This is a genomic window from Bradyrhizobium sp. JHI2711 (assembly GCF_056156565.1).
The window spans coordinates 790,200-804,689 of the sequence record NZ_JBPZPT010000001.1; the positions used below are offsets into that span (position 1 = coordinate 790,200).

26 protein-coding genes and 1 tRNA gene are annotated in these 14,490 nt (G+C 62.4%); 9 read left to right on the forward strand and 18 right to left on the reverse strand.

The window, feature by feature from the left end; all coding sequences use genetic code 11:
• Positions 1-14 precede the first annotated feature (14 nt).
• Positions 15-509: an Lrp/AsnC family transcriptional regulator gene (locus tag ACTEK7_RS03705; RefSeq protein ID WP_225147915.1), complete on the reverse strand. Its 495-nt coding sequence runs from the start codon at positions 507-509 to the stop codon at positions 15-17.
• Positions 510-691: 182 nt separating this feature from the next.
• Between ACTEK7_RS03705 and ACTEK7_RS03710 the strand changes: the two genes are divergently transcribed.
• A complete protein-coding gene (locus tag ACTEK7_RS03710; protein ID WP_225147914.1) occupies positions 692-1,090 on the forward strand; it encodes a hypothetical protein in 399 nt (132 codons plus the stop codon).
• Positions 1,091-1,127: 37 nt separating this feature from the next.
• Here the strand turns inward: ACTEK7_RS03710 and ACTEK7_RS03715 are convergent, their stop codons facing one another.
• Positions 1,128-1,433, reverse strand: coding sequence for an ETC complex I subunit (locus tag ACTEK7_RS03715; protein WP_024337795.1), 306 nt, complete (start codon positions 1,431-1,433; stop codon positions 1,128-1,130).
• Positions 1,434-1,686: 253 nt separating this feature from the next.
• Here ACTEK7_RS03715 and ACTEK7_RS03720 point away from each other — a divergent pair, with 253 nt between their 5' ends.
• Entirely contained in the window at positions 1,687-2,859 is a 1,173-nt protein-coding gene (locus ACTEK7_RS03720) for an OpgC domain-containing protein (protein WP_225147913.1), read from the forward strand.
• A gap of 12 nt (positions 2,860-2,871) precedes the next feature.
• Here ACTEK7_RS03720 and ACTEK7_RS03725 read toward each other — a convergent pair whose 3' ends face one another.
• From ACTEK7_RS03725 to ACTEK7_RS03745, 5 genes are all read right to left on the reverse strand, one after another.
• On the reverse strand, positions 2,872-3,066 hold the full coding sequence (locus ACTEK7_RS03725) for a hypothetical protein (RefSeq protein WP_036027955.1): 195 nt from the start codon (positions 3,064-3,066) through the stop codon (positions 2,872-2,874).
• Between the two features lie 715 nt (positions 3,067-3,781).
• Positions 3,782-3,858, reverse strand: a tRNA-Pro gene (locus ACTEK7_RS03730).
• 92 nt (positions 3,859-3,950) lie between these two features.
• Positions 3,951-4,436, reverse strand: a complete 486-nt coding sequence (locus ACTEK7_RS03735; protein WP_035999663.1) for a DUF192 domain-containing protein — start codon at positions 4,434-4,436, stop codon at positions 3,951-3,953.
• A gap of 115 nt (positions 4,437-4,551) precedes the next feature.
• The gene (locus tag ACTEK7_RS03740; protein ID WP_157284234.1) at positions 4,552-5,214 is read right to left on the reverse strand and encodes a cold-shock protein; all 663 of its coding nucleotides are present in this window, start codon (positions 5,212-5,214) and stop codon (positions 4,552-4,554) included.
• 198 nt (positions 5,215-5,412) lie between these two features.
• Positions 5,413-6,174 carry an SIR2 family NAD-dependent protein deacylase gene (locus ACTEK7_RS03745; protein ID WP_225147912.1) on the reverse strand — a complete coding sequence of 254 codons (762 nt, stop codon included), beginning with the start codon at positions 6,172-6,174 and terminating at the stop codon, positions 5,413-5,415.
• Between the two features lie 252 nt (positions 6,175-6,426).
• Here ACTEK7_RS03745 and ACTEK7_RS03750 point away from each other — a divergent pair, with 252 nt between their 5' ends.
• Positions 6,427-6,591: a hypothetical protein gene (locus tag ACTEK7_RS03750; RefSeq protein WP_167361660.1), complete on the forward strand. Its 165-nt coding sequence runs from the start codon at positions 6,427-6,429 to the stop codon at positions 6,589-6,591.
• Between the two features lie 98 nt (positions 6,592-6,689).
• On the opposite strand, the gene ACTEK7_RS03755 is transcribed toward ACTEK7_RS03750, so the two are convergent.
• Positions 6,690-6,974, reverse strand: coding sequence for a hypothetical protein (locus tag ACTEK7_RS03755; RefSeq protein ID WP_036045604.1), 285 nt, complete (start codon positions 6,972-6,974; stop codon positions 6,690-6,692).
• Between the two features lie 270 nt (positions 6,975-7,244).
• Between ACTEK7_RS03755 and ACTEK7_RS03760 the strand changes: the two genes are divergently transcribed.
• Positions 7,245-7,487: a hypothetical protein gene (locus tag ACTEK7_RS03760; protein ID WP_225141873.1), complete on the forward strand. Its 243-nt coding sequence runs from the start codon at positions 7,245-7,247 to the stop codon at positions 7,485-7,487.
• 77 nt (positions 7,488-7,564) lie between these two features.
• Positions 7,565-7,690: a hypothetical protein gene (locus tag ACTEK7_RS03765; RefSeq protein ID WP_036045606.1), complete on the forward strand. Its 126-nt coding sequence runs from the start codon at positions 7,565-7,567 to the stop codon at positions 7,688-7,690.
• Positions 7,691-7,703: 13 nt separating this feature from the next.
• Here ACTEK7_RS03765 and ACTEK7_RS03770 read toward each other — a convergent pair whose 3' ends face one another.
• The 3 genes from ACTEK7_RS03770 to ACTEK7_RS03780 form a co-directional block, all read right to left on the reverse strand.
• On the reverse strand, positions 7,704-7,901 hold the full coding sequence (locus ACTEK7_RS03770) for a hypothetical protein (RefSeq protein ID WP_249788245.1): 198 nt from the start codon (positions 7,899-7,901) through the stop codon (positions 7,704-7,706).
• Between the two features lie 496 nt (positions 7,902-8,397).
• Positions 8,398-8,532, reverse strand: coding sequence for a hypothetical protein (locus ACTEK7_RS03775; RefSeq protein WP_260347228.1), 135 nt, complete (start codon positions 8,530-8,532; stop codon positions 8,398-8,400).
• Positions 8,533-8,934: 402 nt separating this feature from the next.
• Positions 8,935-9,231: an HU family DNA-binding protein gene (locus tag ACTEK7_RS03780; protein WP_008558895.1), complete on the reverse strand. Its 297-nt coding sequence runs from the start codon at positions 9,229-9,231 to the stop codon at positions 8,935-8,937.
• Positions 9,232-9,503: 272 nt separating this feature from the next.
• On the opposite strand from ACTEK7_RS03780, the gene ACTEK7_RS03785 reads away from it, so the two are divergent.
• Both ACTEK7_RS03785 and ACTEK7_RS03790 read left to right on the forward strand, forming a co-directional pair.
• Positions 9,504-9,995 carry a hypothetical protein gene (locus tag ACTEK7_RS03785; protein ID WP_225147910.1) on the forward strand — a complete coding sequence of 164 codons (492 nt, stop codon included), beginning with the start codon at positions 9,504-9,506 and terminating at the stop codon, positions 9,993-9,995.
• A gap of 115 nt (positions 9,996-10,110) precedes the next feature.
• Positions 10,111-10,413 carry a hypothetical protein gene (locus tag ACTEK7_RS03790; protein WP_225147909.1) on the forward strand — a complete coding sequence of 101 codons (303 nt, stop codon included), beginning with the start codon at positions 10,111-10,113 and terminating at the stop codon, positions 10,411-10,413.
• A gap of 86 nt (positions 10,414-10,499) precedes the next feature.
• Here ACTEK7_RS03790 and ACTEK7_RS03795 read toward each other — a convergent pair whose 3' ends face one another.
• From ACTEK7_RS03795 to ACTEK7_RS03815, 5 genes are all read right to left on the reverse strand, one after another.
• A complete protein-coding gene (locus ACTEK7_RS03795) occupies positions 10,500-10,706 on the reverse strand; it encodes a hypothetical protein (protein WP_036022978.1) in 207 nt (68 codons plus the stop codon).
• Between the two features lie 546 nt (positions 10,707-11,252).
• Positions 11,253-11,684, reverse strand: coding sequence for a DUF2934 domain-containing protein (locus tag ACTEK7_RS03800; protein WP_474807503.1), 432 nt, complete (start codon positions 11,682-11,684; stop codon positions 11,253-11,255).
• Between the two features lie 111 nt (positions 11,685-11,795).
• Positions 11,796-12,365: a DUF1236 domain-containing protein gene (locus tag ACTEK7_RS03805; protein ID WP_225147907.1), complete on the reverse strand. Its 570-nt coding sequence runs from the start codon at positions 12,363-12,365 to the stop codon at positions 11,796-11,798.
• A gap of 502 nt (positions 12,366-12,867) precedes the next feature.
• Positions 12,868-13,092 (reverse strand): hypothetical protein, encoded by a 225-nt coding sequence (locus ACTEK7_RS03810; RefSeq protein WP_085974320.1) that lies wholly within the window; start codon positions 13,090-13,092, stop codon positions 12,868-12,870.
• Complete coding sequence (locus ACTEK7_RS03815) at positions 13,089-13,322, reverse strand: hypothetical protein (RefSeq protein WP_036022975.1); 234 nt, start codon at positions 13,320-13,322, stop codon at positions 13,089-13,091. Before ACTEK7_RS03815 ends, ACTEK7_RS03810 begins: the two co-directional genes overlap by 4 nt.
• Positions 13,323-13,420: 98 nt before the next feature.
• Between ACTEK7_RS03815 and ACTEK7_RS03820 the strand changes: the two genes are divergently transcribed.
• Both ACTEK7_RS03820 and ACTEK7_RS03825 read left to right on the forward strand, forming a co-directional pair.
• Complete coding sequence (locus ACTEK7_RS03820) at positions 13,421-13,612, forward strand: DUF3072 domain-containing protein (protein ID WP_225147906.1); 192 nt, start codon at positions 13,421-13,423, stop codon at positions 13,610-13,612.
• 58 nt (positions 13,613-13,670) lie between these two features.
• A complete protein-coding gene (locus ACTEK7_RS03825) occupies positions 13,671-13,823 on the forward strand; it encodes a hypothetical protein (RefSeq protein ID WP_157783960.1) in 153 nt (50 codons plus the stop codon).
• A gap of 82 nt (positions 13,824-13,905) precedes the next feature.
• Here ACTEK7_RS03825 and ACTEK7_RS03830 read toward each other — a convergent pair whose 3' ends face one another.
• Positions 13,906-14,169, reverse strand: coding sequence for a hypothetical protein (locus tag ACTEK7_RS03830; protein ID WP_225147905.1), 264 nt, complete (start codon positions 14,167-14,169; stop codon positions 13,906-13,908).
• On the reverse strand, positions 14,169-14,369 hold the full coding sequence (locus tag ACTEK7_RS03835) for a hypothetical protein (protein WP_225147904.1): 201 nt from the start codon (positions 14,367-14,369) through the stop codon (positions 14,169-14,171). Before ACTEK7_RS03835 ends, ACTEK7_RS03830 begins: the two co-directional genes overlap by 1 nt.
• Positions 14,370-14,490: the final 121 nt, after the last annotated feature.

The window sequence follows — 14,490 nt, forward strand, 5'->3', positions numbered from 1 at the left end:
GAATATTCGGAGCCCTACCCCGCCGGCTCTGCCACCGCGACCTCCTGCAATGGCAGCGGCACGTCCTTGGCAACCCCGAGCACGGGGAAGCTGCGCACGTTCTTGACGTTAGGCATCGCGGCGAAATGCAGGAGCTGCTGCCGCATACTCTCGACACTCGGGGCCACGCATTTGAGCAGATAGTCGGTGTCGCCGGAAATCCGCCAGCATTGCTGGATGCGCGGGATTGCGGCGATCGAGCTCTCGAACGCCTCCAGCACCGGCTGGGCCTGGCTGCCGAGCTGGATCGAGACGAACGACACCACCTCGTAGCCGAGCAGCCGCTCGTCGATCACGGCGCGAACCGCCCGGATCACGCCGCGGCTGAACAGCGACTTCAGCCGCCGCAAGCAGTTCGGCGCGGACACGCCGACCCGCAGCGCCAGCTCGTTGTTGCGAACCCGCCCATCCTGCTGCAGCTCGGACAATATCTTCAGATCGACGCCGTCGAGCTGGTCACGCCCCCCCATACCCCACCTCGTCCTGGTCGTGTCATGCGGGGCAGCGAAGCACGGTGGGAAATGGCTGCCAAGGGCCGGACGGATCCCTGGCCGATCTTGTGGCGCTACCGCACGCGTCTTCGCGCAGTAGATGCAATTGCGAAACGTGTCGCCCGGAGCTATAGGAGCCGCAGCAATGCACGGTCTGCGGGATGCTTTGGAAACTTTACTTTGTGCTGTTCGGCGTTACGACCTTGGGGAGCGTCGGCCTTATCCTCGTCGATGGGCCGCACCCGATCTACCCGTTGGCAGACTACGTCATTCTGACGCTGACTATTGCTCAGCTTGTCGGCTTGTTTGGCTACGCATTCCAGCGGCCGATACTATCCGAGCGACTTTGGCAGTCGGCCTTTCCCTTGTTCACGCTCAACCTGATCGCAACGCTGGTGATTGCCAGCATACGGTTCGCAGCAGCTCGCCCCGAATACGGAGCGCCAGTCGCCGCCTTCGCCGTAATCTTAGTTGGACTTCCTTGGCATCTTCCCCTCTTGCTCGCCGATCGACGGTACGCATTCCGTTCCACGACGGTGATCTGGAAGGAGCTGGTCTGAAACCGATGCCAGGGTTTCCAGAGCGGCCGCCCGCCCCTCAATGCGTCCAGGGCTCGCCGCGGCGGAACGAGAAATTGTCGGCATAGGCGACCGGCCGTCGGATCGACTCCTTGGGCTCGATCACCTGATAGGCGATGCCCTTGCGCTCGCAATAGGCGATCGCCTCTTCCTTGCTGTGGAAGCGCAGCGTTATTTGCTGCTTCATGTCGGCCGACGAGGTCCAGCCCATCAGCGGCTCGACCGACCGCGGCTGCTCCGGCTCGTAATCGAGCTGCCATTCCCTGGTCTTGGACCGGCCGGATTGCATCGCGTTCTTGGCGGGCTTGAAAATGCGTGCGGTCATGACTGGTCCGGGCCTCTTGGTCTTTCCGTTCGATTTCGATGCGTCACGGTGGCAGTTGGTGGAAATCTCGGGGATAGTATAGAGAAGCCGGTTGGGAACTGATCCTGATTCCGGCCCCGGCAACCCTCGCCAACGGTATAGTCATTATGCTGCACCGTGACAATTGCGTACCCGCGTTTCATCCTGGGACCCCGTTTGGCGGCCCGGTTTCATCGATCTCCGTGCTTCTGTCCTCTCTGAAAGCTCCCGACGCATGGCCTTCCTGAACGTCAGCGCCACACTTCCCGACAAGGGTCGCGACCTCCGGCTCGACCTGTTTCGCGGTGTCGCAAACTGGGCGATCTTTCTCGACCATATCCCCGACAACGTCGTGAACTGGATCACGACCCGCAACTACGGCTTTTCCGACGCGGCCGACCTGTTCGTCTTCATCTCCGGCTACACCGCCTCCTTCGTCTATGCACGGATGATGCTGGACCGCGGCTTCATCGTCGGTGCCACCCGACTGACCAAGCGGGTCTGGCAGCTCTATGTCGCCCACATCATCCTGTTCGTGATCTACATCGCCTCGATCAGCTATCTCGCGCTGCGCTTCGGCGATTCCGAGATGATCAACGAGTTCAACGTCGCCGGCCTCGTCGACAACGCCACCGAGACGCTGCGCCAGGGCCTGTTCCTGCGCTTCAAGCCGCTCAACCTCGACGTGCTGCCGCTTTACATCGTGCTGATGGGCCTGTTTCCGCCGGTGCTGTGGTTCATGCTGCGCAAGCCCGATTTGACGATGATCCTGTCGATCGTGCTGTGGCTCGCCGCGCGCCATAACGGCTGGAACCTGACCGCCTATCCGGCCGGCCAGTGGTACTTCAACCCCTATTGCTGGCAGGTGCTGTTCGTGTTCGGCGCCTGGTGCTCCATGGGCGGCGCGCGGCGCTCGGCAGCGCTGATCAACTCGCCTGTTACGCTGTGGGTCTGCCTCGGTTATCTCCTGTTCGCGCTGGTCATGACCATGGCCGGCCGTTTCCCCACCTTCGGCGGCATGTTCCCGGAATGGCTGTTCTCGACCTTCAACCCCAATGACAAGACCAACCTCGCACCGTATCGCTTCCTCCACTTCGTGGTGATCGTGATCCTGGTGATCCGCTTCGTGCCGAAGGAGTGGCCGGGGCTGGAGTGGAAGGTGTTCGACCCCTTGATCGTCTGTGGCCAGCAGTCGCTCGCCGTGTTCTGCGTCGGCGTGTTCCTGTCCTTCGTCGGTCATTTCGAGCTGTCGATGAGCTCAGGGTCGCTGCTCGCGCAGATCTTCGTCAGCGTCGCCGGCATCGCGATCATGACGACGGTGGCTTATTACATCTCGTGGTCGAAGAAGCAGGACAAGCCGCTGAAGCCGCCGCCGGCCAAGCCGGCTGCGGAGGCGAAGGCGGCCTGAGAGAGGCGGCAGTTAGGCCGCCTCTTCGCCGTCGAACTCGGTGAACTTCTTGTAGATCCAGTCGCGGCCGTCATGGCGGCGCCAGACCTTGCCGAGCACGAACTGCCCGTTGATGGAGCGGCGCGGCACGATCACCGTCCAGAGGTGCCAGATCTCGGTCCAGTTTGACTGCGGACCGATGGTCCCGATGTTGCGGTCAATAGACATGGCAGAACTCGCTGGCGCAGAACTTAGGCTGATCCGCGCGCCGCGACGAACAATCATCTGTGGTGGCACAGAATGGACAGCCCATCGCGAGCCGGGACCGACCTGATAGCAGCCAGCCAAACGGCCGCAACAGCCGCTCGCCTTTAACCTTGCCGATCAACCTTACTTCTTGGGATGGAGCGGCGCGTTTGGTTGAAAGCCCGCGCCGGTTTTTCTAGAATGCCCGTGATTTGAGGACGGGCGCGCCGTTTCGGCGCAGGGCGATTTTAAGACTGAACTTTGCAGACGATCGGACGTTTGGAAGCAAGTAGATTGCTGGGGGGACGACAATGATGAAATTGCAATGTGCGCGTCTGCGCCTCGCGTTGCGCGTGATCCCGCCCGCGCCAATCGTGAGCATGGCGTCGCAACGGCCGCCGCAAGCCGCCAACGACAATCAGATGGCCTGGCCGTACGTGCCATTTCCGCCCGGCTGGTACGCCTCGAACTGACGAGCGCGGCGGACAAAACGCAACGCCGCGCAAGCGGAATATTCATCGCTTGGCGGCGTCCGTTTAGACATTGGGCGCTGAAATCCCCAACACGGATTTGTCTATCGCGACGGGCGAAGGTTCGATGAGGCTTTGCTGATTTCCGCGCGAAGCGGAGGCCGGACGCGTAGATGCCTGGCCATTGCCGGTTGGATGCTGACCTCTAGGCCAGCGCCGCCCGGGACTGGTCGGGGCAGCTGGATTCGAACCAACGACCTGCAGTACCCAAAACTGCCGCGCTACCAGGCTGCGCTATACCCCGAATGTCCGGCGAGCCCCGTCGATACACGCTTCCCGGAGCGCCAGCAAGCTTTCCAAAGCCGCCGGCCTGGGCCGCAATCGCCCCTGCCCGTCCTATTTGCCGCCGAACAGGGGGTGGCCGACGCGATCACCGGGGCGGATGCCGTACTTCTGCGCCGTCCCCGCCACCACCTCCAGCACGGCCCGGGCGGGTCCCCGGGAGGAGATGATCTTCGTCGACAACGGCTCGGTATTCTCCGCAATGCGCAGGATGCGGCCATCGGCGCGGATGAAGATCATGTCGAGCGACACATAAGTGTTCTTCATCCACATCGAGATTTCCTGCTCGGGATTGAAGTCGAACAGCATGCCTTTGCCGTCGGCCAATTCCTTGCGGTACATCAGGCCGGTCTCCTTCTCCTCCGGGGTCGTTGCCATCTCGACCGAGAACACCTGCACGCCGTTCTTGGTGACGATCTCGAGCGGCTGGAAGCTCGCGGCGCCGGCCGGCGCGCCGGCGACGGCCCAGCCGGCGATGACGAGGATGGCGGCCAGCCAGCCCTTCAGAGCGGACCAGGCAGCCTTTCGATCAGAATTCATCGGGGCTCTCGCTGCGTGGGACTTCAATCAGTCCTTACGCGGCGACCGCCGGAAAAGGAAGAGGCGCGCCGGACTTGCAGCGCGCCTCTGCTCACAATTGCTGGAAGTCATAGCCTTAGTGCGACTGCAATCCCGGCGATCCGGTCTCGGGATGGATCTCGGCCGCCATCATGCCCTTGGAGCCGGGCCCGAAGCGGACCAGCACATACTGGCCCGGCCTCAGCTCAGTCATGCCGAAGCGGCGCAGCGTCTCCATGTGCACGAAGATGTCGGGGGTGCCCTCGCCGCAGGTCAGGAAGCCGAAGCCGCGCAGCCGGTTGAACCATTTCACCTGGGCCCGTTCCAGCCCGCTGGTCGGGGTGACCGTGACATGGGTGCGCGGCGGCAGCATCTGCGCCGGGTGGATCGCGGTCGATTCGTCCATCGAAACGACGCGGAAGGCCTGGTAGCCCTTGGCGCGCTGGATGCACTCGACGACGATGCGGGCGCCCTCATAAGCGGTCTGGAAGCCGTCGCGCCTAAGCACGGTAACGTGCAGGAGCACGTCCGGCCAGCCGTTGTCGGGAACGATGAAGCCGTAACCTTTGGAGGCGTCGAACCATTTGATGACGCCGGTGACCTCGACGAGGTTGGCGCTGGCTTCGCCCAATCCGGTGAAGGGATTGAGCGCATTGTCGCGGCCGGCTCCGCCGTGCTCGCCCGGCGTCAATCGCCCTGGCGAGGTGCCCTGTCCGGGAACTCCAAGCTTCTTGGACTCAAATCCGTCCGACGACCCCATAACCCCGGACCCCACACTGCCATGCAACCCGCCACATTGGCGGCGCCCGAATCACGCGCCTTAAGAGAATGTTCTCAATTCGACGCGACGCGAATCTTTCGACTCAAAAGATAACACTCCCGGTTGAGACGCATAGACAAAAAAGAGATTCGCCGGAACCTATGAACAGCTTGCACAGCCGCGAATCAAATTGATGCCTCAATTGCCGACAAAGGGCCCGAGCGTCTCGCCGATGTCGTGGTGGATGACGAGGTCGGCGATGTCGTCCTGCTCGGTCGGCTCGCGATTGATGATCACGAGACGTGCACCGGCGCGCTTGGCCATGATCGGAAAGCCGGCCGCCGGCCAGACCACCAGCGAGGAACCGATCGCGATGAAGAGATCGCAGGCCTGCGACAGCGCTGTCGCGCGCTGCATCTCCTCGTCCGGCATCATCTGCCCGAAGGAAATCGTGGCGGTCTTCACCGGCTCGTCGCAGGCGGTGCAGTCGGGCGCGATGCCATCATCATCGAAACGGCGCTTCACCCAGTCCAGCGGATAGTCCTGCCCACAGCCGATGCAGCGCGCATAAGTGGTATTTCCGTGAAGCTCAACCACGTGCTCCGGCGCGAAGCCGGAGGCCTGGTGCAGGTTGTCGATGTTCTGGGTGATGACGGCGGGAACCTTGCCGGCGCGGTAGAGCGATGCCAGCGCCCGATGGCCGCGGCCGGGCTTCGCTGCGGCGAAGACCTCCTCCATCGCAAAGCGGCGGCGCCAGGATTCGTCCCGCGCTGACTGGCTCGCGACGAACTCGTCGAACGGGATCGGACGGTTACGCGTCCAAATTCCGCCCGGCGAGCGGAAGTCGGGTATGCCGCATTCGGTCGAGATGCCGGCACCGGTGAACGGCACGATGCTCCCGGCCTCGGCGATCATGTCGCCGAGCCGTTCGATACCGCTCTGCACATCCGATGCGATCAACCGCGCCTCCCGAATAGTTTGGCCTGACAGCAACATGCGCAAGCGGCAAGATCGTTGACGCTCTTATCAAGCGCTAACGCAATGCGCTCGGCAATTTCTTCCGACCTTCGCATATCACAATCCTGCAATGCCTCCTCCCCATTGACGCCCCATTCGGAAGTGCCAATGGATGTGTTGACGCGACTCAACGTGATTGCGGCGGCAGTGCTTGAGTTCGGATGTGCACATACTCAGGTGTAGAGGGGATTTGACATGACCGAAGACGAACAACGCAAAGAGCGCGAACGCGAAGAAATCGCCGCCCGTGTCGCCGCCTTCCGTGCCACGCAGGAAAAGTTCAAGCGCGAGCGCGAGGAATATTTCGTGGCGACGCTGGAGAATGCCCGCAAGGTCGAGCGGCCCTCGCTCTGGCCGTAGGCATCATCGCGCCGGCAAGCGCGAAAATGGGCGAGTAAACAAGACCTGCGAATGAAAAAAGCCCGGAGCACCGCTCCGGGCTTTTCGCTATTCGCCGACTACCAATGACGGTAGTGGTGGTGACGGTAGTACGGCCCGCCGTAATAGGCGTACGGACCCGGTCCGTAATAGGCGGGACCGTCGTAGTAGCGGTAGCGGGGACCGTAGTAGCCATAGGGCTGAGAAGCCGCGACTGCGCCCGCGGTGATTGCGCCGGCGGCGAGGCCGAACGCGAGGCCCGGGCCGATGCCGCCGCGGCCACGCGCCTCAGCCGGCGCGGGCGCCGCGACCGCGGTCACACCGACCGCCGCGATGGTGGCCAGAACTGCCAGTGTCTTCTTCATGCTTGTCCTCCTTCGCGTGTCGCGGAGACAACGGCGAGCGCCTGCGATGGTTGCGCATGGATGGAACCCGCCCGCAGTCAGGAAATGTCGATGAAGCGGGAACGAAACGGCGAGATGGGGGTTAGCCTCTCAAGTGCGGGAGCCTCCGCCATCCGGGTCGAGGCGACAGCACGAAGACCCCGTCAGCATCTCCGCGGTGCTGGCGGGGTTTTCAGTTTCATGGGAGCAGATGGCAGCAGACCATGACGGTTGCCAGCGGGGACGACAATCATGGAGGAGAGTTTGCCCTTATCCGCCTTGCTGGCCCGTATCCGCAAATTGGTTCCCAGATCCGAGGATGAGCATTACGACGAGATCGTCCGCAACTTCGGTGTCGGCACGCTGCGCCCGCCGCCGACGCCGATGAGCGACCGCGAGCTGGCGCAGGCCATCGCCGAGTTCCTCAAGGAGCAGCCGTCGAGCGAATCCGTCGCGACCCTCGGCCGCCGGCTCGACCCGTCCACCCGGCTCTGAGTTTCTTCGCGGGAGTATGGAACCAGGAATGCGCGCGGACGTTGAGCTCGTTCCCTGCTGAGCGGAGAGAAAGAGATATGCCCGCCTGGCTCGAAGTCTTGCTCAACCTGTCCGGCTATGCCGGCTTCGTGGCGCTCGCCTCGCGCGGCGCCGGATGCCCGCAGGCGCCGGCCGATGACCGCCGTTGCGGCGACGAGCGTTAATTGGCGCGCGGCGTTAATTGGCGCGCGCGGCTTGGCCTGCCGTGCGCACCAAACGGTCGGCCTTGACCGCAACGCGCGTGTCCTCGGCCTGCGGCCGCAGCGAGAAGCTGATCACAACGAAAGCAAGGCAGAACAGCGTGACGACGACGGCGACGCGCCGGTAGGTGTGCCGGTCGCCTTGGAAAAAGGACGGAGCTGAAAAAGGCATCATGGCAAATTGCTGCTTGCGCAAAGGCGTTTCTTGCTTGTCTTTGCCGAACACCTACCCCAAGGCGCAGCAAGCGCAACGCGATTGGGCTTTTAACCTAACCGAATAGGGTTATCGGCATCCGCATAAGCTATCGTTAGCCAGACGCATCCGGCACCATCGCGGCGAGAGCGCGCAAGAACGCCCGGCTTTGTTCCAGCTTCGACTCCGTTTCGTTCGCGAAGAACGAATCGGAGTCGCAAGAATGCGCGGAGAGCAAATCCTAACGATCGATGAAGCGCGCACGCTCACACCGTCGACGAAGCGCGCACGCTCACACCGTCGACGCGGCAGGACCCTTCTTCGACGAGTGTCTTCTGCAACAAGTCTCTTCTGCAACAAGACTCTTCATCGACAAAACTTCGAGAAGACTCTTCGCCGGCAAGCAGCGCGGCGAGAGACCAAGCGCGAACCCTCGGAGCGGATCGCGCTTGCGCGTTGCCGCGTGGCGTCGACAAAGTCAGGCGGCCCGCTTCGGCTTCTCCTTCGAGAAGCATTCGAGGATCTGGATGCGCAGCTCCTCCGCCGCAGGGCCCTCGACCTTTCTGAGCTCGTTCCAGAGCCTGATCACTTCGCGCTGTTTTTCGACGGTCATGAGCAACCTCCAACGGTCCATCAAGGCGCCTCACTAGAACAAAATGAGAACAAAAAGTCCAGCCCCGGACGTAAAATTTTGGTGGGGGCGGCGTTGAACCTTTTCGGCGCGGCAAGCACCTATGGAAGCTGGGGATTTCAGCGCCCAGTTACACGGCAGCGCCGCCTGACGAACATACTCCGTCGTGGCGGCGCTGTTGCTTTTTGCGATTTCAACTTTAGGTTAAAGCCATGGCTGTCGGCCAGGCGCTGAAATCCCAACGCCGTCAGCCAGAAAAGCCTCGCGCGAAAGCGCGGGGCTTTTTCTTGTGAAGAGGATGAGGATGGTGAGGGAACGAAGCCTCGCCCCCCGATTGCTGCGCCGGCGCGTCAATGAGCCCACCGCACCGACATCGCCGGCACGTCAGACGGCGTCCTTGGCCACCTTCAGCGGCGAGGCCTTGACCGACTTGCTGGCGGGCTTCGCTGCAAACTGCATCGGCTCCTTGGTGAAGGGATTGATGCCCATGCGGGCTTCGGTCGCCGGCTTGTTCACGACCGACATCTTGACGAAGCCGGGAATGACGAACTCGCCGGACTCGTTGAGCTCCTTGTAGCCGACCGTCGCCATGTACTCGATCACCGACTTCACGTCGTTCTTCGAAAGCTGCGTGCCCTCGGCAATTGCATCGATCAATTGGGTCTTCGTCATCTTCGCCATGGTCTGAATTCCTTTGAATGGGTGCGCGGAGCAATTCTGCTGCTGGGGACGCGGCCGGACCCGCGAGTGCGCGCTGCTGATTCATGCCAGAAGTCATGAAGCGATCGGGCTTAGACCCTATCGAGGCCGAAAACGCAAGCACGGGCTCCGCGAGGTTCCCGACTTCCTGTGCAAGACGTTGCAGGACCTGCAATTTTAGGACCTGCAATTTCTCGAACCTGGCACAGCGCCGCGGCTGCTATAAGCCAGGAAAGGTATCTGATGGGGTTCTGATGAAGGTCGCTATCGTCATCGCAGGTTTGATCGTGGTCGCCGTCGCAGCCCTCGTCGCGATCCAGCCTAGCTTCTTGAAGCCTGCGTCCTTCGCCCTCGTGAAAAAGTCCGACATGTTCGGCTTCTCGCCCGGGATGACATTCGACGAGGCCAACAAGCTCATCGCGCGACGCCACTATCTCTGCCGGCCGAGCCGAGGTCCGTACACGCTGGCGTGCGACATCAACGGCGCCAAGGTCGCCGTCGACAGCGACGAGACCGACCCCACGCATCCGATCTGGCGCGTCAATGCGACGCTGAACAATCCGGGATCGCAGGAAACTGCCGTCAAATCGATCTCCGAGCAGTTCAATGCCTCGGCCATCAAGGACCGGGAGGGCTGGACCTGGATCGTCGGCCGCGGTTTCAAGCTGAGCTATGACGGCTCCAGCCTGACTCTCGTCGACGAGGCCGCCGAGGCCAGGCTGCGCAAGGAGGGCGCCAAGCGCTAGATCGCATCGCGCTTCCTCGTTCGTGAAACTTGTGGCCGGCGATCCGTTGTTGACGCTTCAGTAACCTAACGCGACCAAGCTTCTGTCAGGTTGGTTGCGTTGGAGTATCCTCAAAGTGCTGGATTTTAACGAGCTGCGTGAACTCGCGGCAGATGTTCGTGTTTTTGTCGATGTCGCCGAAGACAAGGCCGAGGCGCTCAGGGCCGTGATCGCGGCCTACGACGTGGTGCTGGCGATCTTCCCGGTCGATGACGGCATGGGCCTCCACGTCATCAAGGGCAAGGCGATCCTGGACCAGATCGCGACGTCGCGCACACACGCGATGTACAGCCACACGGCGATCGCGGTTCCGGATCTGGCCCATGCCGAAGCGCTCAAGTTCCTGACCTCGCCCGTCGAGCACCGGATCGCGGCCTGAGCCTGGGCGCAGCCGCACCGCTCCGCAGCAGAGCGGCGCGGCGGAATCATCGCGGTCGCTTCAGCAACTTTGCCTGACGCGCCGGCTCAAGCCGTTCGCCGCTTCCGTCGCAGGCCGATCCGCGTGCCCGGAAGATTGATGCCAAGCTCGATCGCGCGCGACCTGATCGATGCGATGGGTCGCTTCAGCTTCACGATCATCAGCGTCAGGCTCTTGCCGGTTTCACACATGGATCGAAGCAGCCGGTCGTCGTCTTCCGACCAGCGTTCGTGGTTGTAGGTGCGGGCAGCCATGGACGTTTGCCTCTGAGGCCAATGAGGCGGGACCTTAAGCGGGAGAATGTCAAAGGACCCAGCTTCGCCTTTTCTGAGCGCGGCGGCTGGGTGTCAGTTGAGGGGCGGCTTGTTACGCTGCCGCCTGACGCAGAGATAGTTTTTCGGCGTCGATATTCAACCGACTTACCGATTTGTAATTGCCCGGCGCGGGCGCATCCACGTTCCAGCGAAGCGGCGCACTTTCGTTTGAACTTTCTTGCCGCTCGCGCGTCTTACAGTTGAAGCGTCCCTAAGCTTCACCTCGACAGAGAACCCCGCTTCCCCAAGGGCGGGGTTTTCGCTTTTGGCGCTGCATCAGCTCGCTCGGGATTTCAAGCGCTCTTTGCAATTGACCCGGCGGCCGTCCGGACGCAATTTTTGCGGCGGGCAGGGTTTGAGGAGCCGTGATGCCGAAAACCCTTGTGGAATTCAGAGCGCAGAACCTTCGTTTGCTCGAGCGGCTTTGTCCCGACGATCCGCGATACATTGCAGCCTGGCTGAAGCAGTTCGACGAGCAGAACGGGATCACACCAAAAGCTGGTCCGAAGTCCGGCAAGCGCCGCGTGAGGCCTTCGCCGCGACGCAAGACCGCGTCGCCGGAACGCACGAGGTCAGCGCCCTCCTCCGTCTCGCCCCGCTAATCCGCGGCAACCACAAGCGCGCATGCCTACCTATGGCCTCGCGCGCGCGCGTGTCACGACCGAGCGGCCGCGAGCGTCCTGCGGCGCGGCGCTTCTTTTGCGCAGCTGCCGGCTTCGCCTTCGGCTTTTCGGCGCCGGCCTTCGAGACCCGTGCGACTGCGGCAAGCGAGGCGGACAGAACCTCGCGCTGGGCTTCGAGCCAATGCCTCTCGGCATGGCCGTCCTCGCCACCGCTCTCCATCCAAATCTGGTATGCACGCTCGCGGATCGCTTGTTCCAAGTCTGACATCGCTGTCCCTCCGATTTGGAGCGGCATCCTGGGCGCGGCCGGTTAACAAGCTCTCAAGTAAACAACGTTCCCGGAGCCGGAACATCGCAACGAGGCACCTCGTTGCGGACCATGGACGGCGTCGCGAAAACGCGGACGTCATCGCACGTCGGCAATGATCGCAGCGACGCGGCGGGAATGATGATCGACGATCACGAGGGACTTCCCCGCGATCAGGTACTGATCTCCCCAGAACCCGTTGAGGATCTGCGTCACCTCCGGCGGCAAGTCCGCCGTCTCGGTCTGCCGCGGGACCGAGGTGCCGATCATCATCTCGAAATTCGGCCGATCCATTGCGGGGCCTTGCGATGTCGAAAGGACTGAGCGCAGCTGCTCGCGTTGTTGCGCGGAGAGGTTTGCCGGCTGGCTACTCTCCTTGATCTGGCGAGCGCGAGCGCCGCTCGAATCCTCATTTGCAGCGGGATCTTGTTTGGCAGCGGTGCTGACTGCGTCGCGTTGTGTTGGAACTCCCGTGCCGACCGTGGTCGCAGGCGCGCTGTTGTCCGCGCCGGTCGAGGGGCGTCCAACGTAGTCGGTCACGCCGAACATTTGGGGAGCCGCAAACCACAGCCCGAAGCCCACAAAGAGGATTGCAGCGACCGCCGATCCCCACATCATCACCTTGCGTGTGCCTTCTCGCTCTTCGTCCCGAGGAAGATCCTTGACCATCGTGAGATGCCTCCAGTTGCTTCGGGCCAACCCGGGCCTTGCTCCTCCGTTCCTACAGCTTCAGCGACGGCTCTGAATGGAGCACGTCCTTGAAATTGGAACGTTGCGTCCGCACCGGCGTACCGACAGCAACCGCAATTGCGCAACGGCCGGCTGAAGGGCGGTGAGTCAATCGCCCGCCTCGCGCCGCGAACGCTCGCGCTCGAACCAAGTCAGGCAGAAGCAATGCAGAGCAACTCGGAAACCAGGCTGCAGTCAATCCCGGCGGACGCATCGGCCGAACGCAGGCCACACCCTGCCGGTCCGCACGCCACGCCGGAGCTGACCGACACGGAGAAGACACCCGGTTGCGGCGTATTGCCCGAACCGGATGATCCGAACATCAGTCCCACGGGCTAAGTCAGGTCGGCACGATGCTCGGTGACGACGTCGACCGGGCGAGCGCGTGCCAACTCGCATCCGGCGCCTTCGCTGGACTTCATCTACCGATGAGCGTGTACGCTCACGGAATGTCCGCGGCCTTCCGGTTGTCCCCGATCGAAACCGGCTTGTTGAGGAAATACTCGCGGTTGCCTGTCGCCGCTTCCGCGTACTGGTCGATGGCGACGATGATGGCCTGGACGTGGGCATAGCACCACCCTTCCCGCGTCGCCCTGCGGCGAACGTCCTCGAGCGCAGTCAGGAAGGGCGACAGGTCTCGCTCGTCGTCGAACCACCGCCTGCTCACCACGTCCTCCCGCCGAGCACCCTGCCCTTGGTCTGGCGCGGCTCTGCCGCCTTCAGCGCGTCGCGCTGCGCGCACAGGCTCTCGACCTTCGCCTCCATCCGCGACAGCAGCGCCTCGGCCGAGGCCGTGCCGATACCCGCCCGCTGCAGCTGGAGGATCTCCTTCCTCTGCCTGCCCATCTGGATGCGCATCCGTTCGATCTCCCGCCTGAGAAAGTCCAGGTCCGGCATTGTTCCGCCTCGCGAATTTGAGATATGATGCATGAGAACAAAAACGGAACGAAGAGTCGAGTCCGACGTTCTACGGAAAACGGAATAGGAGATGTGCGATGGCCGACAACACCCAGAAGGACCCGAAGGACTGGGTTTCCGGCGACGACCCGATGACCGGAGCCCAGGAATCCTATCTCAAGACCCTCGCCGAGCAGGCTCACGAAGACCCGCCCGAGGAGGATCTGACCAAGGCCGAGGCCTCCGAGCTGATCGACAGGATGCGGCAAAAGGCCGGGCTGGAGCAGTGAGCCGTCGGATTGCGGGAACCCGGCTCCGTGCGTATGCAAACGAAATTGGGAAGCGAGAATGCCTTATTTCGTTTGTGCCCGCGACGGAGCGGGCCAGATCATCCTGAAGAGAGACACAAGGGAAGCGGCCGAGAAGAAAGCCGCCGAGCTCCGCGACATGGGCTATTTCGAAGTCGAGATCGTCGCCAAGGGTGACGAGGAGACGGCGTGAGGGAGTGGGCATGGGCGGCGAAGTTGGCCGCGCATGGATCAAAGTAACCCTCGCAATCTTTCCATCATTTGAAGCCAGCGCCTCATGCTTCCCTCAGCACCTTGATGACGCTGAGAATGACGAAAGCACCCAGACCGTAGGTCAGCGCATTCACGACCCAGGAAATGGCGATGCCGAGGAAGGTGGATCCTCCGACCGCTCCCCGGAAAAAATACGCTACGCTGATGCCCGGCCATTCCAGCCAAAGAAGTGCGAAGTCGGTCAGCGGCTCCAGGACAAGGAGCACCGTCGAGATGAGCGCCCCGATGGCCAATGCGATAACGAGGTGCGTCCTGATCGAGGGCATCAAAGACCCAGCAGGCCGGCGATAACAGGAATGAGGAAGAAAGCGGCGATCCCGAGAAGCCCGCCCACGACAAAGCGTGCAGCGCGGCCGTGAATCTTCGTATCGAGCCACGCACAGATGGCCACCACAGCCTGTCGCAGCCAGCTTCCCACGAGGGCTCTGACGAGATCGAACAGGAGTTCTGCAACGAGTGCGGCCATGGCGTTTGGTCGGCGCCACCTCTGGCGCGGTTCAACAGACGGTCATCGCGGTGTCTCGATGGCCAAATGGCCGGGATCGGCGAGTTCGTCATTGTCGGCACGCCATGTCGCGCCCTATACC